The organism is Ensifer sp. Root558, assembly GCF_001427045.1.
Taxonomy (GTDB): Bacteria; Pseudomonadota; Alphaproteobacteria; order Rhizobiales; family Rhizobiaceae; genus Ensifer; species Ensifer adhaerens.
In genome coordinates this window covers 506,843-531,236 of sequence record NZ_LMGC01000023.1, presented here as the reverse complement: position 1 = coordinate 531,236, position 24,394 = coordinate 506,843, and the positions used below count along the sequence as shown (strand labels likewise).

25 protein-coding genes are annotated in these 24,394 nt (G+C 61.9%); 17 read left to right on the top strand and 8 right to left on the bottom strand.

Going from position 1 to position 24,394, the window contains the following annotated elements; all coding sequences use genetic code 11:
* Window positions 1-69: 69 nt before the first annotated feature.
* Together aroC and ribB are read left to right on the top strand one after the other, a co-directional pair.
* Window positions 70-1,167, top strand: coding sequence for a chorismate synthase (gene aroC / locus ASD63_RS22435; RefSeq protein ID WP_034801213.1), 1,098 nt, complete (start codon window positions 70-72; stop codon window positions 1,165-1,167).
* Window positions 1,168-1,206: 39 nt separating this feature from the next.
* Window positions 1,207-2,307, top strand: coding sequence for a 3,4-dihydroxy-2-butanone-4-phosphate synthase (ribB, locus tag ASD63_RS22430; protein WP_034801216.1), 1,101 nt, complete (start codon window positions 1,207-1,209; stop codon window positions 2,305-2,307).
* A gap of 130 nt (window positions 2,308-2,437) precedes the next feature.
* Here the strand turns inward: ribB and ASD63_RS22425 are convergent, their stop codons facing one another.
* A complete protein-coding gene (locus ASD63_RS22425) occupies window positions 2,438-2,968 on the bottom strand; it encodes an invasion associated locus B family protein (protein WP_034801218.1) in 531 nt (176 codons plus the stop codon).
* Between the two features lie 366 nt (window positions 2,969-3,334).
* Between ASD63_RS22425 and coxB the strand changes: the two genes are divergently transcribed.
* From coxB to rnhA, 13 genes are all read left to right on the top strand, one after another.
* Window positions 3,335-4,216, top strand: a complete 882-nt coding sequence (gene coxB, locus ASD63_RS22420; protein WP_034801222.1) for a cytochrome c oxidase subunit II — start codon at window positions 3,335-3,337, stop codon at window positions 4,214-4,216.
* Window positions 4,217-4,236: 20 nt separating this feature from the next.
* Window positions 4,237-5,925 carry a cytochrome c oxidase subunit I gene (gene ctaD / locus ASD63_RS22415; RefSeq protein WP_034801224.1) on the top strand — a complete coding sequence of 563 codons (1,689 nt, stop codon included), beginning with the start codon at window positions 4,237-4,239 and terminating at the stop codon, window positions 5,923-5,925.
* A gap of 98 nt (window positions 5,926-6,023) precedes the next feature.
* Window positions 6,024-6,980, top strand: coding sequence for a heme o synthase (locus tag ASD63_RS22410; protein ID WP_034801469.1), 957 nt, complete (start codon window positions 6,024-6,026; stop codon window positions 6,978-6,980).
* Window positions 6,980-7,120, top strand: coding sequence for a hypothetical protein (locus ASD63_RS35210; RefSeq protein ID WP_043619862.1), 141 nt, complete (start codon window positions 6,980-6,982; stop codon window positions 7,118-7,120). The genes ASD63_RS22410 and ASD63_RS35210 overlap by 1 nt, the downstream gene beginning before the upstream one ends.
* Window positions 7,121-7,131: 11 nt before the next feature.
* Window positions 7,132-7,725, top strand: coding sequence for a cytochrome c oxidase assembly protein (locus tag ASD63_RS22400; protein ID WP_034801235.1), 594 nt, complete (start codon window positions 7,132-7,134; stop codon window positions 7,723-7,725).
* Window positions 7,726-7,789: 64 nt separating this feature from the next.
* Window positions 7,790-8,668, top strand: coding sequence for a cytochrome c oxidase subunit 3 (locus tag ASD63_RS22395; protein ID WP_034801236.1), 879 nt, complete (start codon window positions 7,790-7,792; stop codon window positions 8,666-8,668).
* 100 nt (window positions 8,669-8,768) lie between these two features.
* A complete protein-coding gene (locus tag ASD63_RS22390) occupies window positions 8,769-9,257 on the top strand; it encodes a L,D-transpeptidase family protein (protein ID WP_034801239.1) in 489 nt (162 codons plus the stop codon).
* Complete coding sequence (locus ASD63_RS22385; RefSeq protein ID WP_034801241.1) at window positions 9,254-9,637, top strand: DUF983 domain-containing protein; 384 nt, start codon at window positions 9,254-9,256, stop codon at window positions 9,635-9,637. The genes ASD63_RS22390 and ASD63_RS22385 overlap by 4 nt, the downstream gene beginning before the upstream one ends.
* Complete coding sequence (locus ASD63_RS22380) at window positions 9,606-10,373, top strand: SURF1 family protein (RefSeq protein ID WP_034801243.1); 768 nt, start codon at window positions 9,606-9,608, stop codon at window positions 10,371-10,373. Before ASD63_RS22385 ends, ASD63_RS22380 begins: the two co-directional genes overlap by 32 nt.
* A 54-nt stretch (window positions 10,374-10,427) precedes the next feature.
* Entirely contained in the window at window positions 10,428-10,793 is a 366-nt protein-coding gene (locus ASD63_RS22375; protein WP_034801245.1) for a DUF1304 domain-containing protein, read from the top strand.
* A gap of 3 nt (window positions 10,794-10,796) precedes the next feature.
* Window positions 10,797-11,807, top strand: coding sequence for a 4-hydroxy-3-methylbut-2-enyl diphosphate reductase (gene ispH / locus ASD63_RS22370; protein WP_034801247.1), 1,011 nt, complete (start codon window positions 10,797-10,799; stop codon window positions 11,805-11,807).
* A gap of 40 nt (window positions 11,808-11,847) precedes the next feature.
* Entirely contained in the window at window positions 11,848-12,828 is a 981-nt protein-coding gene (locus ASD63_RS22365) for a homoserine kinase (RefSeq protein WP_034801252.1), read from the top strand.
* Window positions 12,825-13,292, top strand: a complete 468-nt coding sequence (gene rnhA / locus ASD63_RS22360) for a ribonuclease HI (protein ID WP_034801253.1) — start codon at window positions 12,825-12,827, stop codon at window positions 13,290-13,292. Before ASD63_RS22365 ends, rnhA begins: the two co-directional genes overlap by 4 nt.
* A gap of 49 nt (window positions 13,293-13,341) precedes the next feature.
* On the opposite strand, the gene ASD63_RS22355 is transcribed toward rnhA, so the two are convergent.
* A complete protein-coding gene (locus ASD63_RS22355) occupies window positions 13,342-13,827 on the bottom strand; it encodes a peroxiredoxin (RefSeq protein ID WP_034801256.1) in 486 nt (161 codons plus the stop codon).
* A gap of 73 nt (window positions 13,828-13,900) precedes the next feature.
* Window positions 13,901-14,743, bottom strand: a complete 843-nt coding sequence (locus tag ASD63_RS22350; protein ID WP_034801258.1) for a protein-disulfide reductase DsbD domain-containing protein — start codon at window positions 14,741-14,743, stop codon at window positions 13,901-13,903.
* 169 nt (window positions 14,744-14,912) lie between these two features.
* On the opposite strand from ASD63_RS22350, the gene ASD63_RS22345 reads away from it, so the two are divergent.
* Window positions 14,913-15,518 carry a YqgE/AlgH family protein gene (locus ASD63_RS22345; protein WP_034801471.1) on the top strand — a complete coding sequence of 202 codons (606 nt, stop codon included), beginning with the start codon at window positions 14,913-14,915 and terminating at the stop codon, window positions 15,516-15,518.
* A 115-nt stretch (window positions 15,519-15,633) separates the two neighbouring features.
* Here ASD63_RS22345 and ASD63_RS22340 read toward each other — a convergent pair whose 3' ends face one another.
* The 4 genes from ASD63_RS22340 to thrC all read right to left on the bottom strand — a co-directional run bounded on the left by ASD63_RS22340 (window position 15,634) and on the right by thrC (window position 22,179).
* Window positions 15,634-18,543, bottom strand: a complete 2,910-nt coding sequence (locus ASD63_RS22340; RefSeq protein ID WP_034801269.1) for an EAL domain-containing protein — start codon at window positions 18,541-18,543, stop codon at window positions 15,634-15,636.
* Window positions 18,543-19,154: a GNAT family protein gene (locus ASD63_RS22335; RefSeq protein ID WP_034801272.1), complete on the bottom strand. Its 612-nt coding sequence runs from the start codon at window positions 19,152-19,154 to the stop codon at window positions 18,543-18,545. Before ASD63_RS22335 ends, ASD63_RS22340 begins: the two co-directional genes overlap by 1 nt.
* 306 nt (window positions 19,155-19,460) lie before the next feature.
* Window positions 19,461-20,762, bottom strand: coding sequence for a pitrilysin family protein (locus ASD63_RS22330; protein WP_034801274.1), 1,302 nt, complete (start codon window positions 20,760-20,762; stop codon window positions 19,461-19,463).
* A gap of 16 nt (window positions 20,763-20,778) precedes the next feature.
* Window positions 20,779-22,179 (bottom strand): threonine synthase, encoded by a 1,401-nt coding sequence (thrC, locus tag ASD63_RS22325; protein ID WP_034801276.1) that lies wholly within the window; start codon window positions 22,177-22,179, stop codon window positions 20,779-20,781.
* 281 nt (window positions 22,180-22,460) lie between these two features.
* Here thrC and ASD63_RS22320 point away from each other — a divergent pair, with 281 nt between their 5' ends.
* Window positions 22,461-23,012 carry a hypothetical protein gene (locus ASD63_RS22320; protein ID WP_034801474.1) on the top strand — a complete coding sequence of 184 codons (552 nt, stop codon included), beginning with the start codon at window positions 22,461-22,463 and terminating at the stop codon, window positions 23,010-23,012.
* 68 nt (window positions 23,013-23,080) lie between these two features.
* On the opposite strand, the gene ASD63_RS22315 is transcribed toward ASD63_RS22320, so the two are convergent.
* Window positions 23,081-24,187 carry an ABC transporter substrate-binding protein gene (locus ASD63_RS22315; RefSeq protein ID WP_034801278.1) on the bottom strand — a complete coding sequence of 369 codons (1,107 nt, stop codon included), beginning with the start codon at window positions 24,185-24,187 and terminating at the stop codon, window positions 23,081-23,083.
* Between the last annotated feature and the right edge of the window lie 207 nt (window positions 24,188-24,394).

Here is a 24,394-nt window from a genome sequence, read left to right as displayed (position 1 = left end):
CTTTCCACTAAGAGAAGGCATCCGCGTACAAAACGTACGGCCGTTGCTTGCTTAGGGTCGGTTGCCTTCATGTCGCATAACACTTTCGGTCATCTCTTCCGCGTTACCACCTGGGGCGAAAGCCACGGGCCGGCGCTCGGCTGCGTCATCGACGGCTGCCCGCCCGGCATCCGTTTCACGCTCGCCGAACTCCAGGTCTGGCTCGACAAGCGCAAACCCGGCCAGTCGCGCTTCGTGACACAGCGCCGCGAGGACGATCTGGTCAAGGTTCTCTCCGGCGTCATGTTCGACGAGGACGGCGAGACGATGATCTCGACCGGAACGCCGATCTCGATGCTGATCGAAAACACCGACCAGCGCTCGAAGGACTATTCCGAGATCGCCAAGCGCTATCGCCCGGGCCACGCCGATTACACCTACGATCTGAAATACGGCATCCGCGATTATCGCGGTGGCGGCCGTTCCTCGGCGCGCGAGACCGCGGCGCGCGTCGCTGCCGGTGGTGTCGCCCGCAAGGTCGTGCCGGGTCTCGTCGTGCGCGGCGCGCTCGTGCAGATCGGCAAACACAAGATCAACCGCGCCAACTGGGATTGGACCGAGGTCGACAACAACCCCTTCTTCGCACCGGATCCGGAGATCGTGCCGGTCTGGGAAGAATATCTCGATAGCATCCGCAAGTCCGGATCCTCGATCGGCGCCGTCGTCGAAGTGGTTGCCGAGGGCGTGCCCGCCGGCATCGGTGCGCCGATCTATGCCAAGCTTGACCAGGACATCGCCTCGAACCTGATGTCGATCAACGCCGTCAAGGGTGTCGAGATCGGCAACGGTTTCGGTGCGGCCGAAATCACCGGCGAGGAAAACGCCGACGAAATGCGCATCGGCGCTGACGGCAAGCCGGTCTTCCTGTCGAACCATGCTGGCGGTATTCTTGGTGGCATCGCCACCGGCGAGCCGGTGATCGCGCGTTTCGCCATCAAGCCGACCTCGTCGATCCTCACCGAGCGACGCTCGGTCGACAGCGACGGCAACGAGGTCGATGTGCGTACCAAGGGTCGCCACGATCCGTGCGTCGGCATCCGCGCCGTGCCGATCGGCGAGGCGATGCTTGCCTGCACGATCGCCGATCACTACCTGCGTGACCGCGGCCAGACCGGCCGCCTCAAGTAATTCGGCTTCAACCGGCCCAGACAATTCGGGAAGAACACCATGTCCTATGATCAGAAGCGTGTCGTCGATGCCATTCGCGCCTTCGAGGCCGGCGAAATCGTCGTCGTCACCGATGACGACGGCCGCGAGAACGAGGGCGACCTGATCGTCGCGGCGGTGCATTGCACGCCGGAAAAGATGGCCTTCATCGTGCGCCACACCTCGGGCATCGTCTGCACGCCGATGCCGCGCGAGGAGGCCAAGCGCCTGAACCTCAACGCCATGGTGGCGGAAAACGATTCCGCGCACACCACCGCCTTCACAGTCTCGGTCGACTTCAAGCACGGCACGACGACGGGCATTTCCGCCGACGACCGCACGCTGACGGTACGCAACCTCGCCAATCCCAATGTCGGGCCGACGGACTTCGTTCGCCCCGGCCACATTTTCCCGCTGGTCGCGCGCGAAGGCGGCGTTCTCATGCGCTCCGGCCATACGGAAGCTGCCGTCGACCTCTGCAGGCTCGCCAGCCTGCCGCCGATCGGCGTCATCTGCGAACTCGTCAATGACGACGGCACCGTCATGCGTGGGCCGCAGGTGGCGAGCTTCGCCGACACCCATGGCCTGAAGCAGGTTTCGGTCGCCGATCTCATCGCCTATCGTCAGCGCAAGGAAACGCTGATCGAGCATGGCGGCTCCTTCGATATCGAGACGCCCTATGGTCCGGCCAAGGGACATTCCTATTCTCTGCCCTGGGATCCGATGCAGCATCTCGCCGTCGTCTTTGGCGACATCCGTGACGGCGTCGATATCCCGGTTCGCCTGCATCTCGAAAATGTCGGCGCCGACGTCTTCGGCAGGGACTGCCAGATCGACCGCATCATGAAGCGCATTGCCGATGAGGGCAGGGGGGTCATCGTCTATCTGCGCGAAGGCTCGGTCGGCGTCGGCGTGTCGCAGACGGCGCGCAAGGGCAAGCACGAGCGCGAAGCGCACGACGAGGCGCAGGCGCGCGAAAACGAGTGGCTGGAAATCGGCCTCGGCGCGCAGATCCTGAAGGATCTCGGCATCAGCTCCATCAGGCTGCTCGCTTCGCGTGAACGCCACTATGTCGGCCTCGAAGGCTTCGGCATCAAGATCGTCGGGACCGACATCATCTAAAGACGCGTCGCTCTCGCATGCATCAGGCCCGGATCATCGATCCGGGCCTTGTCTTTTATGCTCGGCGGCAGCCAACAAAAAAGCCGCGCTCGAAGCGCGGCTCTTTGTTTGTCTTTGAATTTGTCGCCGTTCAGGGCAACGCGTCGTAGCCTTCGCCGAAGCCCTTGAGGTCGACAGGGATGCCGATGCCTTCTTCGGGCGACTGGAAGACGATGAAGGTCGCGGTCGCACCGGAACGGAAGGTCTTCAATAGTTCGTCCTCGAGCACCACTTCTGCGTAGCAGCCGTCGGAGAAGCAACGCACGAAATAGGCGCGGCCGATATCCTTGCCGTCGACGTTCAGGCCGAGGCCGTTCGGCAGAAGCACGCCGAGCGGAGCGAGTACGCGCAGGATCTTGGCCTTGCGATCCGCAGTCTTCAAAACGACCACCGACAGGCCAACTTCGGGCCGGTCTTCGGCGATGACGTTTTGCATCAGCGCGCACTGGTCAGCGGAGGCGCCCGGCGGCTGATCGCAGACGATCGACCATGCGCCATGGTTGGACTTGACCGTGCCGGGTGTTCCGGCGGGCTGCTGGGCCAGGCTTTGAGCCGGGAGAGCGAGAACGGCAAGGCCGAAGGCGGCGAAGGCCGACAGTCGGGAAAAGAGGGGCAGGCCCATGTAAACCTCAAAACGTCGAATCATCAGGGCTATTCTTGAAGCGCGCAGGAATAAATGAAAAGCCCTGCGGGGCACATTCCAGCGCCATATGGCGGAAATTGGGCGGGTTGGGCGCCCTATCCGGCGCGCCGCCGTCAAAGCGCTGTGCAATCGGATCGCCAAGCGCGCAGAAGAGCCCCTATAGGTGGTTTCGCCACGGGTTTCGAGGGGTGCCTGTGTGAAAAGCTGCGTTTGTGCAAAAATGCCGCATGGGGTTGATTGGTCAGATGTTGCGGCATCGGACAAACTGTGGTTTGAAGCGCAGCAGTATCGCAGGGATTCTGCGTTCCGGTTTGATCCTGATCAAGCGCATTGGGGAGACACATTGTGAAAAACAAGGCTTATGCAGTTCTGGCAGCGCTTGCCTGTCTGCTTTTTGCTTCGAGCGCCTTTGCTGACAAGCCTGTCGAATGGCAGACGAATTTTCAGACGGCCGCTACGGGCATCATGGAAGAAATCACGTGGTTTGAACATTATACCCTGTGGTTCATCATTCCGATTACTCTCTTCGTTCTCCTCCTTTTGATCATCGTTGTGATCAAGTTCCGCGAAAGCGCGAACCCGGTTCCGTCCAAGACCAGCCACAACACCGCGATCGAAGTCGTCTGGACCGTCGGTCCGGTCGTCATCCTTCTCTTCCTCGCCATTCCGTCCTTCCAGCTCCTGACCGCGCAGCTGACGCCGCCGGCCAATCCGGACCTGACGCTCAAGGCGACCGGCAACCAGTGGTACTGGTCCTACGAGTATGAAGTCGGCGAAAGCCCGCTCACCTTCGACAGCATCATGATGAAGGAAGAAGATCGCGCGACGCTCGGCAAGGAAGACAAGAAAGAATATCCGCGCCTGCTCGCCGTCGACAACGAAGTCGTCGTGCCGGTCGGCAAGACGGTTCGTGTTCTCGTCACCGCTGCTGACGTGATCCACGCTTTTGCAATGCCTGCCTTTGGCGTGAAGATCGACGCCGTTCCCGGTCGCCTGAACGAAACCTGGTTCAAGGCCGAGCGCGAAGGTCTCTACTACGGCCAGTGTTCCGAGCTCTGCGGTAAGGACCACGCTTACATGCCGATCGCCATCCGCGTGGTTTCGCAGGAAAAATACGACACCTGGCTCGCAGCCGCCGCAACGAATGTTGGCGATGCGAACAAGGCGCTCATGGCGTCCATCGACTCGGCCAAGACCGTCGACGTCGCCGCTAACGCCGCACAGTAATCGGAAGGGGAGCTCGACCCATGGCTGGAACAGCCGTTCATCACGACCAACGCCATGATCACTCCGATCATGGCCACGCAGACCATGCGCATAAGCCTTTGAGCTTCTTCCAGCGCTGGTTCCTGTCGACCAACCACAAGGACATCGGCACGCTCTACCTGATCTTCGCGATTTTCGCGGGCATCATCGGCGGCACGCTGTCCATCTTCATGCGCGCCGAGCTCCAGGAGCCAGGCATCCAGATCTTCCACGGCCTGGCGCAGATGGTTTACGGCTTCGAGGGCGATGCTGCCATCGATGGCGGCAAGCACATGTTCAACGTGTTCACGACCGCGCACGCGCTCATCATGATCTTCTTCATGGTCATGCCGGCGCTGATCGGTGGCTTCGCCAACTGGATGGTTCCGATCATGATCGGTGCGCCGGACATGGCGTTCCCGCGCATGAACAACATCTCCTTCTGGCTGATCATTCCTGCCTTCCTGCTCGTGCTGCTTTCGATGTTCGTCGAAGGCCCGGCTGGTGCCTACGGCGCAGGGGGAGGGTGGACGATCTATCCGCCATTCTCGACATCGGGCATGCCAGGACCGGCGATGGACTTCGTCATCCTCGGCCTGCACATTGCCGGCGCGTCCTCGATCCTCGGTGCGATCAACTTCATCACCACGATCCTGAACATGCGCGCTCCGGGCATGACGCTGCACAAGATGCCGCTCTTTGCCTGGTCGGTTCTGATCACCGCCTTCCTGCTTCTGCTCTCGCTGCCGGTTCTGGCAGGCGGCATCACCATGCTGCTCACCGACCGCAACTTCGGCACGGCCTTCTTCGCGCCTGAAGGCGGCGGCGACCCGATCCTGTTCCAGCACCTGTTCTGGTTCTTCGGTCACCCGGAAGTCTACATCCTGATCCTGCCGGGCTTCGGCATCGTCAGCCACATCGTTTCCACTTTCTCGCGCAAGCCGATCTTCGGCTACCTCGGCATGGCCTACGCCATGGTCGCGATCGGCGCCGTCGGCTTCATCGTGTGGGCACACCACATGTACACCGTCGGCATGTCGCTCGACACGCAGCGCTACTTCGTCTTCGCGACGATGGTCATCGCTGTTCCGACGGGCGTTAAGATCTTCTCGTGGATCGCGACGATGTGGGGTGGTTCGATCCGCTTCACGACCCCGATGGTCTGGGCGATCGGCTTCATCTTCCTGTTCACCGTCGGTGGCGTCACGGGCGTTCAGCTCGCCAACGCCGGCCTCGACCGCTCGCTGCACGACACCTACTACGTGGTTGCTCACTTCCACTACGTTCTGTCGCTCGGCGCCGTCTTCGCAATCTTTGCTGCCTGGTACTACTGGTTCCCGAAGATGACCGGCTACATGTACTCCGAGTTCGTCGGCAAGCTGCACTTCTGGGTCATGTTCATCGGCGTGAACCTGATCTTCTTCCCGCAGCACTTCCTCGGCCTCGCAGGCATGCCGCGCCGTTACATCGACTATCCGGATGCCTATGCCGGCTGGAACATGGTTTCGTCCTACGGCTCCTACATCGCAGCCGTCGGCGTCCTGATCTTCCTCTTCGGCGTCTTCGAAGCCTTCGCCAAGAAGCGCGTCGCTGGCGACAACCCGTGGGGCGAGGGCGCGAACACTCTGGAATGGCAGCTGTCTTCGCCGCCGCCGTTCCACCAGTGGGAACAGCTCCCGCGCATCAAGTGACGGGCAAAGAACAGAAGCCGCCGGTTCCGGCGGCTTCACCCCGCCGGGCAACCGGCGACACACGGCCCTTGCGGCCGGGACTTTTGCAGGGACAGGACATGACGGTCATCGACAATCACGAAGCAGTCGGCATGGAAGGCGTACCGCGCCTGTCCGAAGCCTCTGCGCGCGATTACTTCGAGCTTTTGAAGCCGCGTGTCATGTCCCTGGTCGTCTTCACGGCATTCGCCGGGCTGGTGCTGGCACCAGGACACATCAATCCTTTCATCGGTTTCATCGCCATCCTCTGCATCGCCGTCGGCGCTGGCGCCTCGGGCGCGCTGAACATGTGGTATGACGCCGACATCGACGCGGTCATGACCCGTACCGCCAAGCGCCCGATCCCGGCAGGCAAGATCCTGCCGCAGGAAGCGCTGGCATTCGGCCTGACGCTGTCTGCTTTTTCCGTGATCATCCTCGGGCTCGCCGTCAATTGGCTCGCAGCCGGGTTGCTCGCATTCACCATCTTCTTCTACGTGGTCATCTACACGATGTGGCTGAAGCGCTCGACGCCGCAGAACATCGTCATCGGCGGTGCTGCCGGCGCTTTCCCGCCGATGATCGGCTGGGCCTGCGTGACCGGCGCCGTGTCGGTGGAGAGCATCGTGCTTTTCCTGATCACCTTCCTATGGACCCCGGCGCATTTCTGGGCGCTCGCCCTCTTCAAGATGGGCGACTACGGCGCTGTCGGCGTACCGATGATGCCAAATGTCTGCGGCCAGGCGACCACCAAGAAGCAGATCGTCATCTACGCCGTTCTGACCGCACTTATCGGCATCTGTCCCACCTTGCTCGGTTTTGCGAGCATTGGTTACGGCGCAGTCGCAGCGGCCCTCGGCCTTGGCTTCGTATGGTACTCGATCGGCGTGCTGCGCATGCCGGAATCAGATGAGCGCATGCTGCCGGCCAAGAAGCTCTTTGCCTTCTCGATCATGTATCTGTTCGTGATCTTCTCCGCCCTGATGGCGGATCACCTGATCGTCAATATCTGGCTGAATGCCGGGAGTATTGCCTGATGGAAACCGTCAAGCTCACTGATGCCCAGAAGAAATCGCGCCGCGGCCGCAACATCGCGCTCGGCTTCGTGCTCTTCGGCCTCGTCGTCCTCTTCTACATCGTCACGCTGATCAAGTTCGGCAACGGCATGGTCAACTGAGGCGAAATGGCATGACGAAATCACCGCAGACCACAAGCTCGCAGCGCTCCAACCGCGTCGTCGTCGGCACTTGCCTCGCCTTCGTTGGCGGCATGGTGGGCATGGCCTATGCGGCTGTACCGCTTTACGACATGTTCTGCCGCGTCACCGGCTATAACGGCACGACGCAGCGCGTCGAGCAGGCGTCGGACGTCATCCTCGACGAGAAGGTCAAGGTCACCTTTGACGCGAACACTTCGGGCGGCCTGCCCTGGGAGTTCAAGCCGGTCCAGCGCGACATCGACATCCGCATCGGTGAAACGGTGCAGGTGATGTATAAGGCAAAGAACCTGTCGTCGAAGCCGACGACGGGCCAGGCGACCTTCAACGTCACGCCGATGCAGGCGGGCGCCTATTTCAACAAGGTCCAGTGCTTCTGCTTCACCGAGACGACCCTGCAGCCGGGAGAGGAGATGGAGATGCCGGTGGTATTCTTCGTCGATCCGGACATGGTCAAGGCGGTGGAGACCAAGGACATCAAGACGCTGACCCTTTCCTACACCTTCTATCCGCGCGAACCGTCGAAACCGGTCGCACAGGTGAAGACGGAACAGAACAAACTTTGACTGGAGGTCCTTTTCGGCTATGCCGGAAGGGCGACAAGAGAGAGACATATCGGGGATTACTGACATGGCCGGTGCGCATCAGAAGAATCACGACTACCACATCATCGACCCGAGCCCCTGGCCGCTGCTTGCTTCCATCGGCGCCTTTGTCATGGCGTTCGGCGGCATCTGCTACATGCGTTACCTGTCGGGTAGCTCGCTGAAGATCTTCGGCCTCGAGCTTGCCAACGTCTGGATCCTGCTCGCAGGCCTCATCATCGTGCTCTACACCATGTACGGCTGGTGGTCGGACACGGTGAAGGAAGCGCACGAGGGCCACCACACCCGCGTCGTTTCGCTGCATCTGCGCTACGGCATGCTCATGTTCATCGCTTCTGAAGTGATGTTCTTCGCGGCCTGGTTCTGGGCCTTCTTCGATGCGAGCCTGTTCCCGGGTGAAGCCATCCAGGCAACCCGCGCTACCTTCACCGGTGGCGTCTGGCCGCCGAAGGGCATCGAAGTGCTCGATCCGTGGCACTTGCCGCTCTACAACACCGTCATCCTGCTTTTGTCGGGCACGACGGTGACCTGGGCGCATCACGCGCTGCTGCACAATGACCGCAAGGGCCTGATCAACGGCCTGACGCTGACGGTCGTGCTCGGCGTGCTGTTCTCCTTCGTCCAGGCGTACGAATACGCCCACGCTCCCTTCGCCTTCAAGGACTCGATCTACGGCGCGACCTTCTTCATGGCGACCGGTTTCCACGGCTTCCACGTTCTGGTCGGCACGATCTTCCTGCTCGTCTGCCTGTTCCGCGCACTGCGTGGTGACTTCACACCGAAGCAGCACTTCGGCTTCGAAGCGGCCGCCTGGTACTGGCACTTCGTTGACGTCGTCTGGCTGTTCCTGTTCTTCTCCATCTACATCTGGGGAAGCTGGGGCGCGCCGATCGCGCACGGCTGATAGCGCGAGCATCTAAGTCAAGGAACAAGGCGGTTGCAGTCATGCAGCCGCCTTGTTCTTTTGGTGGTGTGCCCGCAGATCGGCTTGAGGGGAGACGGAAATGAGGTTGGCCTTGGTGGCTGCGACGCTAGTGGTATCCGGCGGTTTTCCCGCTGCGGCGGCCGATAGCGCGGACAGGGTTGTCGTGCACAAGGAGCGGCGGCTGTTGCAGCTCTTGCAAGGTGACCAGGTGATCCGTGAATACACGGTTGCCCTCGGCGGCAACCCCATCGGTCACAAGCGTCAGGAGGGAGACCAGCGGACGCCGGAAGGGCTCTATTCTCTCGACTGGCGCAATCCCGGCAGCGGTTACTACAAGTCCATCCACGTCTCTTATCCGGCGCTGGCCGATGTCTCTGCCGCTGCCGCGAACGGTGTCGATCCGGGCGGCATGATCATGATCCATGGCCAGCCCAATTATTTCGGCTGGCTGGCCTTTTTGACGCAGCGCTTCGATTGGACGAATGGCTGCATTGCCGTTACCAATGCCGAAATGGAAGAAATCTGGGCCATGGTTCCCAACAACACGCCAATCGAGATCAAGCCGTGAGTGAAGACAAGGCACATTTCCCGCCGGTTGACCCGGTGATGACCGGGATCAAGGGGCTTTGCCCGCGCTGCGGCCAGGGCAAGCTTTTCGACGGGTTTCTGAAGGTCAAGCCCGCCTGCGCAAGCTGTGATCTCGACTACAAGTTCGCCGATGCCGGCGACGGTCCCGTGGTCTTCGTGATCCTGATCGTCGGCTTCATTGTCGTCGGCGCGGCGCTCTGGGCGGAGGTCAACTTCAACCCGCCGCTCTGGCTGCATTTCATCTTGTGGATCCCGCTTGCGGTGATTTTCAGCCTCGGCCTGACGCGGATGCTGAAGGGTATCCTGATCAACCTGCAATATCGCAACAATGCGCGTCCCGGCGAGATCGACCGTGGCTGAGATCGCGACCAGCAAAAAGCGTGGCCTGATCGGCCGCATCGGCACGTTGCTGCTGCTCGTCGCGACATTTGCCATTCTTGTCTCTCTCGGTACCTGGCAGATGCAGCGGCTACACTGGAAGGAAAGCTTGCTTTCAGCCATGGCCGAGCGCAGGTCTGCGCCGCCGGCGACGCTTGCCGAGATCGAGAAGATCCTCGCTGATGGTGGCGACATCGACTACCGCACGGTTTCGGTGACCGGTGGGTTCGACCACACCAAGGAGCGGCATTTCTTCGCGACGTTCAATGGCCGCACCGGCTATTACGTCTTCACGCCGCTACGGCTGGACGACGACCGTTTTCTCTTCGTCAATCGCGGTTTCGTGCCTTTCGAGCAGAAGGATGCATCGACCCGGCTTGCCGGCGAGCTTCCCGCCTTCGTAGGCGTTCATGGTCTTGCAAGGCCGAAGCTTGACGGAAAGCCGTCGTCGCTCGTTCCCGACAACGACCTCGCCAAGAACATCTTCTACTGGAAGGATCTCGACACGATGGCGTCTTCGGTCGGCCTTCCCGCCGACAAGGTCGTGCCGCTGTTCGTCGATGCCGATGCGACGCCCAATCCGGGCGGTCTGCCGATTGGCGGTGTCACCCAGTTCGACCTGCCCAACAACCACCTGCAATATGCGCTGACCTGGTATGGGCTGGCAGCGGCTCTGGTGTTGGTCAGCGGCATCTATGCTATGCGGCGCGGGCGATAGTCTCGCGTTTGCCGTCATGCTAACCGTGTGGGACGAACGGCGGTGGGAGCAATTATGACGATCATTGCAAACACATTGATTGCTTTGACCGGCTTGCTGCATATCGGTTTTCTGGTGCTGGAAATGTTCCTGTGGACCGGGCCGAAGGGAAGGGCCGTGTTCCGCATGACGGCCGAGCAGGCCGAGGCGACACGGGTGCTCGCGGCCAACCAGGGGCTCTACAACGGCTTTCTTGCCGCCGGTCTGTTCTGGTCGTTGATCCAGGCGGAAGCCGCCTTTGCCTTTCAGCTGAAGGTGTTCTTCCTTGTGTGCGTGGTCGTTGCCGCTATATATGGCGCGTGGTCGGTCAAGCCGCGCATCCTCCTCATCCAGGGCGGCCCGGCGATCGCAGCGCTCGTTTTCCTACTAATGGCATCCTGATCCATGGCATCATCAGCGGCAGAAAAATCCCCGATCACCATCCGCCTTTGCGGCCCGCGCGGCTTTTGCGCCGGCGTCGACCGCGCGATCCAGATCGTCGTCCTGGCGCTGAAGGAATTCGGCGCACCGGTCTATGTCCGCCATGAGATCGTCCACAATCGCTACGTCGTCGAAGGCCTCGAAGCCAAGGGCGCAATCTTCGTTGAAGAGCTCGACGAGATCCCGCCGGAGCACCGCAAGCAACCGGTCGTCTTTTCGGCGCACGGCGTGCCGAAATCGGTGCCCGCCGACGCGGATGCCCGCAACCTTTTCTATCTCGACGCCACCTGTCCGCTGGTCTCGAAAGTCCACAAGCAGGCGATGCGCCACAACCGCCTCGGCCGCCATGTGGTCCTGATCGGCCATGCCGGCCATCCGGAAGTGATCGGCACTATGGGCCAATTGCCTGAAGGCACGGTATCGCTGGTCGAGACCGTCGAGGACGCCGACGTCTATCAGCCGCCGGACCCGGACAATCTTGGTTTCGTCACCCAGACGACACTGTCGGTCGACGACACCGCCGGCGTCATCAAGCGGCTGCACGAGCGCTTCCCGAACCTGACGGCGCCCGCCGCCGATTCGATTTGCTACGCCACCACCAATCGCCAGGAGGCGGTGAAGCAGGCAGCACCCGGCTGCGACCTGTTCCTGGTCGTCGGCGCGCCCAACTCGTCCAATTCCAAGCGGCTTGTCGAGGTGGCCCTTCGGGCCGGCGCGAAAAAATCAGTGCTGGTCCAGCGGGCGTCGGAAATCGACTGGGACGAAATCGGCGATATCTCTACGGTCGGCCTGTCGGCCGGCGCGTCTGCGCCGGAAGTAATCGTCAACGAGATCATCGAGGCGTTTCGCGAACGCTACGACGCTTCGGTGGAACTTGCCGATACGGTCGAGGAGAACGAGAACTTCCTCGTAAACCGCGAGATCCGCCACGTGCCGCTGACGGCTGCCGACATGGCCTTCGTCAACGGCGAATAAGCCGCATTCCCTGCCCGCATTTTCTTGAGAGTGGACACCCTTGGCCGTTTACACCGATATTACGGAAGATGATCTCGCCCGTTTTCTCACCGCTTATGACGTCGGCCAGCTGACCTCCTACAAGGGGATCGCCGAGGGTGTCGAGAACTCCAATTTCCTGCTGCACACGACCAAAGGCTCCTACATCCTCACGCTCTACGAAAAGCGCGTGAATGCCGGCGACCTGCCGTTCTTCCTGGGCCTCATGCATCATCTGGCCGAACGTGGGTTGTCCTGCCCGCTGCCGCTGCCGCGCGCCGATGGCGAGCTACTCGGTGAGCTCTCCGGCCGCCCTGCCGCCGTCATCTCCTTCCTCGAGGGCATGTGGCTGAGAAAGCCTGAAGCCAAGCACTGCCACGAAGTGGGCAAGGCGCTGGCGGCCATGCACGTCGCCGGCGAAGGCTTTGCGCTGAAGCGCACCAATGCGCTCTCCGTCGGCGGCTGGCGGCCGCTCTGGGTCAATTCCGAAGCGCGCGCCGATGAGGTTCAGGCAGGTCTCAAGGACGAGATATCGGCGGAGCTCGAACATCTGGAGCGCCATTGGCCGAAATCGCTGCCGGAAGGCGTCATCCACGCCGATCTCTTTCCGGACAACGTCTTCTTCCTCGGCGACCAGCTCTCCGGGCTGATCGACTTCTACTTCGCCTGCAACGACTATCTCGCCTATGACGTCGCCGTCTGCCTCAATTCCTGGTGCTTCGAGAAGAACGGCTCCTACAACATCACCAAGGGCATGGCGATGCTTTCGGGCTACGAGAGCGTGCGCAAGCTGACGCCCGCCGAGGTCGACGCCCTGCCGCTGCTTTGCCGCGGCTCGGCGCTGCGCTTCTTCCTGACGCGCCTCTACGACTGGCTGATGACGCCCGCGGGCGCGTTGGTGGTCAAGAAAGATCCGCTCGAATATCTGACGAAGATCCGGTTCCACCGGGCGATTACGTCCAGCGCCGAATATGGCCTGCGCCGGGACGGGGGTCAGGCATGAAACATGTCGATATCTTTACCGACGGTGCCTGCTCGGGCAATCCGGGGCCGGGCGGCTGGGGCGCTGTGCTGCGCTATGGCGAGGTGGAAAAGGAGCTGTCCGGCGGCGAGGCCGAGACCACCAACAACCGCATGGAGCTGCTGGCGGCAATCTCGGCGCTCGACGCCCTGAAGAGCGCCTGCGAGGTCGATCTCTACACCGACAGCAAATATGTGATGGACGGCATCTCCAAGTGGATCCACGGCTGGAAGAAGAACGGCTGGAAGACTGCGGACAAGAAGCCGGTGAAAAACGGCGAGCTCTGGCAGCGGCTCGACGAAGCCAATCGCCGCCACAAGGTGACATGGCACTGGGTCAAGGGCCATGCCGGTCATCCGGAAAACGAACGCGCCGACGAGCTCGCCCGCAAGGGCATGGAACCCTACAAGAAGGGGCGTCGTTCGGACTCACTTCTCGTGAAATGAAAAAAACGGGCCGTAGAGGCCCGTTTTTCATTTGCACTCGCTTCTGCGCTCAGAGCTGCTCGAGCATGGCGGCGGCGCCCGAAACGGTCGCCTGGCCAGGGCTTTCTTCGAGATTGAGCGACTTCACCACGCCGTCCTCGACGAGCATCGAATAGCGCTTGGAGCGCACACCGAGCGTGCCGGCCGACAGGTCGATGTCCATACCGAGCGCCTTGGTGAAGGCGGCGTTCCAGTCCGAGAGGAAGTGAATCTTGCCCATGCCGCCCGACGTGGTCGCCCAGGCACCCATCACATGCAGGTCGTTGACCGAGACCACGGCGATGTCGTCGACACCGCGGGCAAGGATCGCGTCGCGGTTTTCGAGATAGCCGGGCAGGTGGTTGAGCGAGCAGGTGGGCGTGAACGCGCCGGGAACGGCAAAGAGCACGACGCGCTTGCCGGCAAAGAGCTGATCGGTGGTGACCTCGACGGGACCGTCGGCGGTCTTTTCCTTGAAGGTTGCGGCTGGCAGCTTGTCTCCGACGGCAATGGTCACGGCGCTCTCCTTGCGTTGCTTGCGTCTCGGTTCTCCGCACTCGTCGGAGAACTCGGCGGACTATAGATGCGCCCTAATCAAAGGCAAGGGTCGTCTCCATGCTGCGGCCCTGGGCGCGCACAGTCAAAACGATCGGCTTGCCTTTGAGTTCCCTGTCCTTGCCCGTGAGCCTCACCGGAACGGCTGCGTTTAACGCCCTGTCGCCTGCAGGCAGGATCTCAGGCTTGCCGAACGAAATGCCTGAAGGTCCGGCGAGAAAGAGTTCCGGATCCTTGTCGTCGGCGGGCAGGCGAACCGACAGATGCATCAGCGCCTTGTCGGCATCGTAGCGGCTCGCCGTCACCGAGAAATCAGCCGACGGCGCCTCCGGCAACGCGGCAACGGCATCGTCGATCCGCGCGCCGTCGAGCGGATTGTCGAAGCCGCCTTGCTTGATGGCGAGCGTTAGCTCGCCCTGAATGGGGATGCAGATGTCCTCGCAGATGCCGAGGAACACGGAGGCGCGAATGGTAACGTCGCCGCTGCCGTGGACGCGCTTCAAGGTCAGCGGAAAGGCGACCGGCCTGTCATAGCCGATGTAGCGCACGACGCCGTCGTCGAACGTCTTGGGCACCGGGAAGCCGATCTTTTCCAGCTCCACGTCGCCTGCCGGGTCGAGCGTCACCTGCGGGGGAATGCCGCTTGCACCCGGCTCGCGCCAATAGGTCTTCCAGCCAGGGTTGAGCTTGACCTCCAGCGTCGCCGGGATCGTGCCATCCTCTTTGGGCTGGGCGGCGACCAGACGGATCATGCCGCCGGGGGAGGTGACCCACTCGCTGGTGGCCGCGTTGGCGCCGAAGGGGAGAAAAAAACAGCCGGCAAGGCTTGCCGCGCCGATGAACTGGGCCATTTTCTGGTGGGTGAAGCACTGGATCATACGGCAAGCAATATCGCTTTTGCCAAAACCGCTCCAGACGCTGCGACGGACGCAACGATCATAATTGCTTGATCGGACACGGCGAAGTGAACGCCGTGCGTGCAATAATTATGGGCCGCGACGCTGAGGCGCTTTTCATTTCGCGGCGAATTGATAGGCTGTTCGCATGATGGCTACTCCGATGGCGCAAAAGAGACGCGAGCGAGGCTTTCTTGACGGTCAGTTCCTGATCGCCATGCCCGGGATGTTTGACGCCAATTTCGCTCGCACGGTCATCTTCATCTGCGCCCATTCGGACGATGGCGCCATGGGCTTCATTCTCAACCGGCCTCAGCAACTGACCTTCCCCGACGTGCTGCTTCACCTCGATCTTCTCGATGAGGACGAGGCGATCCGACTCCCGCAGGTAACACGGGATTTCCAGATTCAGGCGGGCGGTCCGGTCGAGACCGGGCGCGGCTTCGTGCTGCATTCCGACGATTATCTGAGCGATTCCAGCATTCCCGTCAGCGACGATATCTGCCTGACGGCGACGCTCGACATCGTCCGCGCCATTTCGCGCGGGGAGGGGCCTGTGCGCGCGACAATGATGCTCGGCTACGCCGGGTGGGGACCGGGCCAGCTCGAATCGGAAATCACCCAGAATGGCTGGCTCACATGCCCGGCGCGCGATGAACTGATCTTCGACAAGGCGCTCGACGACAAATACGATCGGGCGCTGGCGCTGATGGGTGTTTCGGCCGCGATGCTCTCCATGGATGCCGGCCACGCCTGATTGGCGGCTGACCGACCTTTCCCAGATCCTTGATGCAGAAATGAAAAGCCCGTCGGATTGTAACCGACGGGCCTGGAGACGTTGGTCTGCGCGCTGAGCGGCGTCGCCTTGGCGATTACGCCCGCTTCATCAGTGGAAAGCGTTCCTTCAGCAGGCGCTGGATCGATTCCGAACCGATCGGCGGACCGAAGAGGAAGCTCTGCCCATAGTCGCAGCCCATCTGCGACAGCTGGATTGCGTCGTCCTCGGATTCGATGCCCTCGGCCACCACCTGCATGTCGAGCTCGCGCGCCATCGTGATGACGGAGCGCAAGAGGATGCCGCGCTTGTCGCTTGGGTCGCGCACCAGCGCCTTGTCGATCTTGATCGTGTCGAAGGGGAAGCGGGTGAGGTAGGAGAGCGACGAGTGGCCTGTGCCGAAGTCGTCGAGTGCCAGCTTGAGACCGGCTTCCTTCAGCTTTTCGAGTACGAGACGGGCCTGCTCCGGATTTTCCATTACCAGCGATTCAGTCAGCTCCATCTTCACCTTGCCCGGGTCGCAGCGGTTCTTGGTGAGAATGGCACGGACGTCGTCATAAAGCTCATTGTTGAGAAGCTGCGCGCTCGAAAGGTTGATCGAGACGAAGATCGGCAGATCGCCGGTCTGCAGCTGCCATTCCGTCAGGTCGCTGGTCGCCCGGTCGAAGGCGAACATGCCGAGCTGGTTGATGAGGTCGGAATTCTCGGCGATCGGGATGAACTCGGTCGGCGAGATGTTGCCACGCTTGGGGTGATCCCAGCGCATCAGGGCCTCGAAGCCGGCGATCTCGGCATCGTTCAATCGCACGATCGGCTGGTAGACGAGAGAAAGTTCCTTGCGCTCGATTGCCTTCTTGAGATCGGCTTCAAGCTGCATGCGGTCCGAGCCGGAGGTGCGGAAGGCCGGGCGGAAAGGCTCGACGCGGTTGCCGCCTTCCTTCTTGGCCCGGAACATCGCGAGCTCTGCGTCGTCGAGAAGGCCGGTCGCACTCTGTTCCTGGTCGAGCCAGGAGACGAGCCCGATCGATGCGGTCAGGTTGATTTCGCGGTTGCCGTAGTTGAGGGGCACCATGATCGCCTTGCTCACCGCATCGGCGAAATCGGCGACTTTGGCCGGATCGCGCTCGGACATCAGGATCAGGCCGAACTGGTCGCCACCGAGGCGAGCCAGCGTGTCCTGCGGGCGCAGCAGCCGGCGCAGGCGTCGCGTCAGCGCGATGAGGATGTTATCGCCGGCGGCAATGCCCAAGAGATCGTTGACCTGCTTGTAGCGGTCGATGTCGATCGCAAGCACCGTCGGGCGGACCGAGTTGCTGCCGTCGGCCATCAAGAGCATGGCCTGCAGCCGGTCGAGGAAGACCTGACGGTTCGGAAGCCCGGTCAGATTGTCGAGCAGGGCGTTGTGCAGCAGCCGTTCGACCGAGTTGCGCTGTTCGGTAATGTCGATGATCGTGCCGACGCAGCGGATGATTTCGCCGTTGGCACCAAGCACCGGCCGGGCACGGATCGAGAGCCAGTGATAGTGGCCGTCCTCGGCGCGTACGCGGAATTCATGGTTCAGCTTGCCGCGGCGGCGTTCCAGCAACACGTCGAGCGTGGCGCGGAAGCGGTCGCGATCGTCAGGGTGAAGCCGCGGAAGCCAGTTGCGCAAGGGGCCGTGCATGCTGCCGAGCGACAGGCCGAGCTGCGTCGAGATATCGGGCATCGTCACCACCCGGTCGCGGGCGACGTCCCAGTCCCAGACGGTGTCGCCGGAGCCGGTGAGCGCCAGCGACTGGCGCTCGAGATCGGAGAACAGGCCCTGCTGGTAGCCGCTGCCGGCGACCGCGTGCTGCATGACGGTAAAGCCGATCAACAGTACGATCAGCACGAGACCACCGCCGAGCGCCGGCTGCACGATGTCGTTGGCGAGCTGGCCGGTGACCGTCAGCCAGGCGCCGAAGAGCCAGACGAGGATCAGCAGCCAGGCGGGAACGAGAAGGATCGCGCGGTCGTAGCGGTTGAAGCCGAGATAGGCGATCAGGACGATGCCGACCGTGCCGGTCAGCGCGAAGGAGAGGCGGGCGATGCCGGATGCGATCGCTGGGTCGTAGACGGCGACGCCGAAGAGCAGGCCGAGGCCGAGGATCCAGGCGAGCGTCGCATAGCCGAGATGCTGGTGCCAGCGGTTGAGATTGAGGTAGGTGAACAGGAAGATCACGAGGCCGGCCGCAAGGAAGACCTCTGTGCCCGCGCGCCATATTCGCTCGTCCCCCGCCGTCACGCTGATGAGCTTCGACAAGAAGCCGAAGTCGACGCAGATATAGGCGAGAACGGCCCAGGCAAGGGCTGCCGTTGCCGGCAGCATCGAGGTTCCCTTGACGACGAAAAGGATGGTCAGGAACACCGCAAGCAGGCCGGCAATGCCGAGCACGATGCCGCGATAGAGCGTGAAGGCGTTGACCGTGTCCTTGTAGGAGTCCGGCTCCCAGAGATAGATCTGCGGCAGTTCCGGTGTTGCCAGTTCGGCGACGAAGGTGATGATGACGCCCGGCGCCAGCGTGATGCGGAAAACGTCCGCCTCGTCGCTCGGTTCGCGGCTGAGCGCGGAGCCTTCGCTTGGCGTGATCGAAAGAATGCGCTTGGAGCCGAGGTCCGGCCAGAAGAGCTTGGAATTCACCAGTCGGAAATGCGGTGCGACGATCACGCGGTCGAGCGGTTCGGCCGAAACGTTGGCGAGCGCGAACACAGCCCAGTCGCCCTGATGGTCCGCACTGTTGGAGCGCACTTCGATGCGGCGCACGATGCCGTCGGTTCCGGGTGCTGTCGAAACCTGAAAGGCTTCGTTGCGGCCGCTGTAGATTTCGGTCGTTGCCGTCAGGTCGAGCGCCGTGTCTTCGCGCGAAATCTTGACCGGCTCCAAAGCCTGGGCCGCGCCGCCGAGCGCACAGAAAATCGTCGTGAGCGTTATCAGAAACGCTGCCAGCTTGGAGGCTGACCAGGCGAAGGGCGAGCGGGCTAGAGGCATCAAAGGGGCATATTCCTGTTCGGTAGGGCATCGTCGGACAGGAGAGAAAAGAGCAGATGGTCTCGCCACTGGCCGTTGATTCTCAAGTACTGTCTTAAATAGCCTTCACGCTCAAAACCGGCCTTTTCAAGGAGCCGGATGCTTCTTGAGTTGTCCGGAATACAGGCTGCTTCAATACGGTGCAACTCAAGGGTCGAAAAGATGTAGGGGATCGCGAGCCTGAGGGCCGCAAACATGTGGCCTTTGCCCGCGTGGCGCGCGCCCATCCAGTAGCCGATCATGCAGTTTTGCCCGGCGCCGCGGCGAATGTGGCCGATCGTCAGTCCGCCGAGCAGGACCTCGCCTGGCTTGTGGAAAAGGAAGAGCGGTACCGCCTGGCCGGAGGCATATTCCTGCTCGTTGCGGACGACCCGGCCGCGGAAGGCGCTTTCGGTCATTTCGTCGGTGCGCCAGGTCGGCTCCCACGGCTCCAGGAAGGCGCGGCTGTCGCTTCTGAGCTGATACCACTGGCGATAATCGGAATAGCGGGGGAGGCGGAGCAGGTAATTCTGGTCGGCGATTTCGACCGTCTCCGGCTGCCGCGACAGGAACCGAAAAACCGATCGTGTCATAGCTGCCTCCGAGGCCGTTCCGTTTACGCGCGAGGACCTTGTACCATCCGCCCGACGGCACGTCTTTGCGCCGTCACAAATCGAAACGTTGCACAACTTTGCGCGCAAATCGAATCCGATTTTGCGAAAAGTCGCAAAGACTTCACCATTCGGACATGCGGTCATCATCCGTGGCGCGCCGGCTGGCCGAACGCAGTTTCCAGGCGACGCTTGAAAGCGCCTTCCGCGCGAAATTGCGCAATGTTTGGGAGGCCGGGATCGCTTCATCGTTTTGATGAAATGGAGCCCGGCCGTTCAGCCTTCGGCTTAGCTTGCGACGGCGTGCGGGACGGCGGCCTTGCCGGTCAGTGACGACAGGATGTCGCCCATCGGGGCAAGTTGTTCCAGCGGGCCGATCGCCGAAAGCGTCGGCGTGGTGTCGAAGAACAGCCGACCGGCAAGGTCGGTCAGGCGTTCGATGGTGATGCCGGAGAGGCGCTCCATCAGTTCTTCATTCGGGATCGGGCGACCGTAGAGCATCATCTGACGGGCGATCTGGCCGGCACGGGCCGCCGGGCTTTCCTGACCCATCAAAAGCTGTGCGCGGATCTGGGCACGGGCGCGCTCGATTTCCTGCTGCTCGATGTTCATCGAGGATTTGCGCAGTTCATCGACGATGACCGGCATCAGCTCCGGCAGGTTCTCGCCGCCGGTCGCAGCATGCACGCCGAAGATGCCGGTGTCGGAGAAACCCCAGTGGAAGGCATAGACCGAATAACAGAGGCCACGATGCTCGCGCACTTCCTGGAAGAGGCGCGAGGACATGCCGCCGCCGAGAATGTTGGCGAGGATCTGCGAGCAATAGAAGTCGCGCGCGTGGTAGGCCTTGCCTTCAAAGCCGAGCAGCACCTGCGCGTCCATCAGGTCGCGGGTTTCGCGGCTCTCGCCGCCGGTGTAGAGGGCAGTCTCGAGCACGGGCGTTGCGATCGGTGTGCGCGGCAATGACGAGAAGCGTTCTTCGACCTGGCGAACAAAGGATTCGTGTTCGACGGCGCCGGCGGCGACCACGAACATGCGGTCGGTCGTGTAGTTGCGGCCGAGATAGTGCCGGATCTGGTCGGCGGAGAACGACATGACCGTGTCCGGCGTGCCGAGGATCGGCCGGCCGACGGTCTGATTGCGATAGGCGGTCTCGGCGAAGCGGTCGAAGACGACATCGTCGGGTGTGTCGTCGGCAGCGCCGATCTCCTGCAGGATCACGTGCTTCTCGCGGCGCAGTTCTTCCTCGTCGAAGCTGGACTCGGTCAGAATGTCGGCGAGAATATCGACAGCAAGCGGCACGTGGTCCTTGAGAACCCTGGCATAATAGGAGGTCGTTTCGGTGGAGGTCGCAGCATTGACCTCTCCACCGACGTTTTCGATCTCTTCGGCAATCTGGCGGGCGGTGCGCCGCGCGGTGCCCTTGAAAGCCATGTGCTCCAGCAGATGGGCAATGCCATGTTCGCCGAGAGTTTCATTGCGCGAACCGGACTTGATCCACACGCCGAGCGCCACACTTTCGAGATGCGGCATGTGCTCGGTTACCACCGTCAACCCGGAAGGGAGCCGGGTGCACTCAACTTTCATCATACGTTTCTTCTCGTTCTTACCCCCGGAGACGGGTACGCTCGCCGATAAAGGCTTCGACGGTTTTCAGGTCCGGATCCAGGATATCGAAACGCTCCTCCCTGTTCATCAGGTCAGCAAGCCACGTCGGAAGCGCCGGGTCAATACCACTTGCCGATTTTACCGCGTCCGGGAATTTCGCCGGATGGGCGGTGGCAAGCGTCACCATGGGAGCGGATGCCTTCTCGTGTTTGGCGGCGACGAAGACGCCGACGGCGCTATGCGGATCGAGCAGATAGCCCGTGTCTGCAAGCGTCTTTGCGATCGTCTTGGCGACTTCTTTCTCCGAGGCGCGACCGGCGCGGAACTCCTTGCGGATCGCCTTCAGCGCCTTTTCGCGGATGGTGAAGGAACCGGACTGCTTCAGCCCGTCCATCGCCGAGCGGATTTCGCCCGGGTCGCGATCGTTCGCCTCGAACAGAAGCCGTTCGAAGTTCGACGAGATCTGGATGTCCATCGACGGTGCGGTGGTCGCCTTGACGTCGCGCATCTCGTAGCGGCCGGTCTTCAGCGTGCGGGCGAGAATGTCGTTTTCGTTGGTGGCGATGATCAGCTTATCGATCGGCAGGCCCATGCGCTTGGCGACGTAGCCGGCGAAGATATCGCCGAAGTTGCCGGTGGGGACCGTGAAAGAAATCTTGCGGTCTGGGCCGCCGAGCGCGACCGCCGTCGTGAAGTAATAGACGATCTGGGCCATGATGCGCGCCCAGTTGATCGAGTTGACACCCGAAAGCTTGACGCGGTCGCGGAAGGCGACGTCGTTGAACATCGCTTTGACGAGGTTCTGGCAGTCGTCGAAGTTGCCGTTGACTGCAATCGCATGGACGTTCGATGCGCTCGAGGTCGTCATCTGCCGCTGCTGCACCGGTGAGACTTTGCCGTGCGGGAAAAGAATGAAGATGTCGGTGCGCTCACGACCGGCAAAGGCGTCGATGGCGGCGCCCCCGGTGTCGCCCGAAGTCGCGCCGACGATGGTGGCGCGCTCGCCGCGTTCGGAAAGCACATAGTCCATCAGCCGGGCGAGCAGTTGCATCGCCACGTCCTTGAAGGCGAGCGTCGAGCCGTGGAAGAGCTCCATGACGAAGGCGTTAGGTCCGGTCTGCACCAGCGGCGCCACCGCCGGGTGGCGGAAGGTGGCATAGGCCTCGTCGATCATTTCGCGGAACTTGGCCGCCGGGATCTCGCCATTGATGAAGGGTTCGAGCACGGTAAAGGCAATGTCCTGGTAGGATTTGCCGCGCAGGCCGCGAATTTCCTTCTTGGAAAACTTCGGCCATTCCTTGGGGAGATAGAGACCGCCATCGCGCGCAAGACCGGCAAGCAGCGCGTCGCAGAAGCCGAGAGGAGCGGCTTCGCCGCGCGTCGAGATATACTTCACCATCGTTGTCCTTCGTCCCACCTCAAGGATTGCGGCGACCTTGGGAAACGTCGTCGCGACACGCTCGTCTTATTGCGTCAGTCCTTGACAAAGTCTGCATCTATTCTTGTCACCGACCCAATTTCCGGTCGCAAAACTAGCTTCGGAAAATTCGGAAGGGACGAACTGACCCAATCGATTTTTCAGTTTGTCGCTGCTATAGACGATGCCCGAAGGCCATGAAAGGTCTTCCGGCCGAGATTTCGGTCAAGGAGTTTCAACCGGTCCAGCAGAGGTTGTTCAACGTGTTTGGCAAAGTTTCCCGGCCTGTTCTCGCAATATCTTTTCTCGCAGTCCTAGCCGGCTGCAATAAGACGCAATCCGGTGGGGCGATCGACGCAGGCGGCAGTGCCGCTGCTCCGACGCCGGCCGTCGTTCAGGCCGCATGCCCGCAGGTCGTCATTCGTGACGGCACAAATGTGCATGCCAGCTACGCAAAGGGGGCCAAGAACGACCCGACGAAGCTCGTCTATCAGGCCTCCCTGGCAGACACCACGCGGCAATGCGTGCAGAGCGAGAGCGCGTTGACGATAACCGTCGTGGTCCAGGGCCGCGTCGTCAGCGGTCCTGCCGGTGGTCCCGGCAAGGTCACCATGCCGATCCGCGTGGCTGCAACCGACGAAGACAAGACGCTCTATTCGGAACTGACGCAGCATGCGGTGGAAATCCCCGCAACCGGTTCGGCCCAGTTCGTCTTCACCAAGGCCGACGTGACGCTGCCGGCCGGCGCCGGATCCAATGTCACCGTCTATGTGGGCTTCGACGAAGGCCCGCCGGCCAAGGGCAAGAAGAAGTAAGCAGCGGCCTATGCCGCAAAAAAAACGCCGGGGCTTGCCCCGGCGTTTTCATTTCCGTCGTGTGCGGCTTATTCAGCCGGAACGCTCTTGCCGCCTTCCCACTTGTAGAGCGAGAAAGCCTGCGAGGTCAGGTCGCCGGCTTCGCTGTAGGTCAGCTTGCCGAGAACCGTGTCGATGGCTTCGCCAGACTTGATCGCAGTTGCAACCGCGGTCGCGTCTTCGGCGGAGCCTGCCTTCTCGATGCCGGCCTTCAGCACCTGGACGGCAGCATAGGCGTTGAGCGTGAAGGCTTCGGCCGGGATGTTCTTCGCCTTCAGCGCTTCGACAGCCGGAGCCGAGGCGGGGTTGCTGGTCGCGTCGCTGGCATTGGTGTAGACCGTGCCGGTCGCAGCTTCGCCGCCGATTGCCCAGAACTCGGTGTTGGACAGGCCGTCGCCGCCGAAGATCTGCGCCTTCACGCCCTGGTCGTGCATCTGGCGTGCCAGCAGGCCACCTTCCGGATGGTAGCCGCCGAAGTAGACGACATCGACGTTTTCCGACTTCAGGCGGGTAACGATCGCGCTGAAGTCCTTGTCGCCCGGGTTCAGGCCTTCATAAACGACTTCGGTGATGCCGCCGGCATTGATCGCCTTCTTGAAGCCGTCAGCAAGGCCCTTGCCGTAAGGCGCCTTGTCGTGGAGGACGGCGATCTTCTTGTCCTTGAGGTTCTTGACCACATAGGCAGCGGCGACTTCGGCCTGCTGGTCATCGCGGCCGCAGGTGCGCAGCACGTTCCAGAGACCGCGGGTGGTGAGGTCAGGCGTGGTTGCCGTCGGCGTCACCATCAGGATGCCGTTTTCGGCAAGGATGTCCGAAGCCGCCATCGAGGTGCCCGACAGAACCGGGCCGACGACGTAGCGGATGCCTTCACCAGCAGCCTGGTTGGCAACCGAAACGGCCTGCTTCGGATCGCCGGCGTCGTCGAGCATCTTCAGCACGATCTTCTCGCCATTGATGCCGCCAGCCTTGTTGATCTCGTCTGCAGCCGTTTCCGCGCCGTTCTTCACCTGCTCGCCATAGGCCGCGACCGGGCCGGTGAGCGGCGTGATCACGCCAATGGTGATGTCGGCGAAGGCGAGCGGGCCAAAGGCGACGCTGGCCGCCAGGGTCAGGCCGGTCAACATTGAAAGACGCATTGTGTTTCCTCCTAAAAATACCCCGATGGGGCTTGCTTGGTACGGCCCTCGTGCGCGGCTCCTCGAAAACCGGGAAGATTTTCTAGGGGACGTGACGCCACTGCAATGTGTCATCATGTCCCTCGGCGTCTAATTGGACGTCTGCCGTGTTGGCCGAAGGCTTCTTTCCCGCTCCGGCCGAAAAGCCGGAGCGAAAGGGGCATGGCG

Excerpts from the sequence above, each read along its gene's own strand:
- aroC (WP_034801213.1), top strand. The coding sequence starts at position 70 with ATGTCGCATAACACTTTCGGTCATCTCTTCCGCGTTACCACCTGGGGC.
- ribB (WP_034801216.1), top strand. The coding sequence starts at position 1,207 with ATGTCCTATGATCAGAAGCGTGTCGTCGATGCCATTCGCGCCTTCGAG.
- ASD63_RS22425 (WP_034801218.1), bottom strand. The coding sequence starts at position 2,968 with ATGGGCCTGCCCCTCTTTTCCCGACTGTCGGCCTTCGCCGCCTTCGGC.
- ctaD (WP_034801224.1), top strand. The coding sequence starts at position 4,237 with ATGGCTGGAACAGCCGTTCATCACGACCAACGCCATGATCACTCCGAT.
- ASD63_RS22410 (WP_034801469.1), top strand. The coding sequence starts at position 6,024 with ATGACGGTCATCGACAATCACGAAGCAGTCGGCATGGAAGGCGTACCG.
- ASD63_RS35210 (WP_043619862.1), top strand. The coding sequence starts at position 6,980 with ATGGAAACCGTCAAGCTCACTGATGCCCAGAAGAAATCGCGCCGCGGC.
- ASD63_RS22400 (WP_034801235.1), top strand. The coding sequence starts at position 7,132 with ATGACGAAATCACCGCAGACCACAAGCTCGCAGCGCTCCAACCGCGTC.
- ASD63_RS22395 (WP_034801236.1), top strand. The coding sequence starts at position 7,790 with ATGGCCGGTGCGCATCAGAAGAATCACGACTACCACATCATCGACCCG.
- ASD63_RS22390 (WP_034801239.1), top strand. The coding sequence starts at position 8,769 with ATGAGGTTGGCCTTGGTGGCTGCGACGCTAGTGGTATCCGGCGGTTTT.
- ASD63_RS22380 (WP_034801243.1), top strand. The coding sequence starts at position 9,606 with ATGCGCGTCCCGGCGAGATCGACCGTGGCTGAGATCGCGACCAGCAAA.
- ASD63_RS22375 (WP_034801245.1), top strand. The coding sequence starts at position 10,428 with ATGACGATCATTGCAAACACATTGATTGCTTTGACCGGCTTGCTGCAT.
- ispH (WP_034801247.1), top strand. The coding sequence starts at position 10,797 with ATGGCATCATCAGCGGCAGAAAAATCCCCGATCACCATCCGCCTTTGC.
- rnhA (WP_034801253.1), top strand. The coding sequence starts at position 12,825 with ATGAAACATGTCGATATCTTTACCGACGGTGCCTGCTCGGGCAATCCG.
- ASD63_RS22350 (WP_034801258.1), bottom strand. The coding sequence starts at position 14,743 with ATGATCCAGTGCTTCACCCACCAGAAAATGGCCCAGTTCATCGGCGCG.
- ASD63_RS22345 (WP_034801471.1), top strand. The coding sequence starts at position 14,913 with ATGGCTACTCCGATGGCGCAAAAGAGACGCGAGCGAGGCTTTCTTGAC.
- ASD63_RS22340 (WP_034801269.1), bottom strand. The coding sequence starts at position 18,543 with ATGCCTCTAGCCCGCTCGCCCTTCGCCTGGTCAGCCTCCAAGCTGGCA.
- ASD63_RS22335 (WP_034801272.1), bottom strand. The coding sequence starts at position 19,154 with ATGACACGATCGGTTTTTCGGTTCCTGTCGCGGCAGCCGGAGACGGTC.
- ASD63_RS22330 (WP_034801274.1), bottom strand. The coding sequence starts at position 20,762 with ATGATGAAAGTTGAGTGCACCCGGCTCCCTTCCGGGTTGACGGTGGTA.
- thrC (WP_034801276.1), bottom strand. The coding sequence starts at position 22,179 with ATGGTGAAGTATATCTCGACGCGCGGCGAAGCCGCTCCTCTCGGCTTC.
- ASD63_RS22315 (WP_034801278.1), bottom strand. The coding sequence starts at position 24,187 with ATGCGTCTTTCAATGTTGACCGGCCTGACCCTGGCGGCCAGCGTCGCC.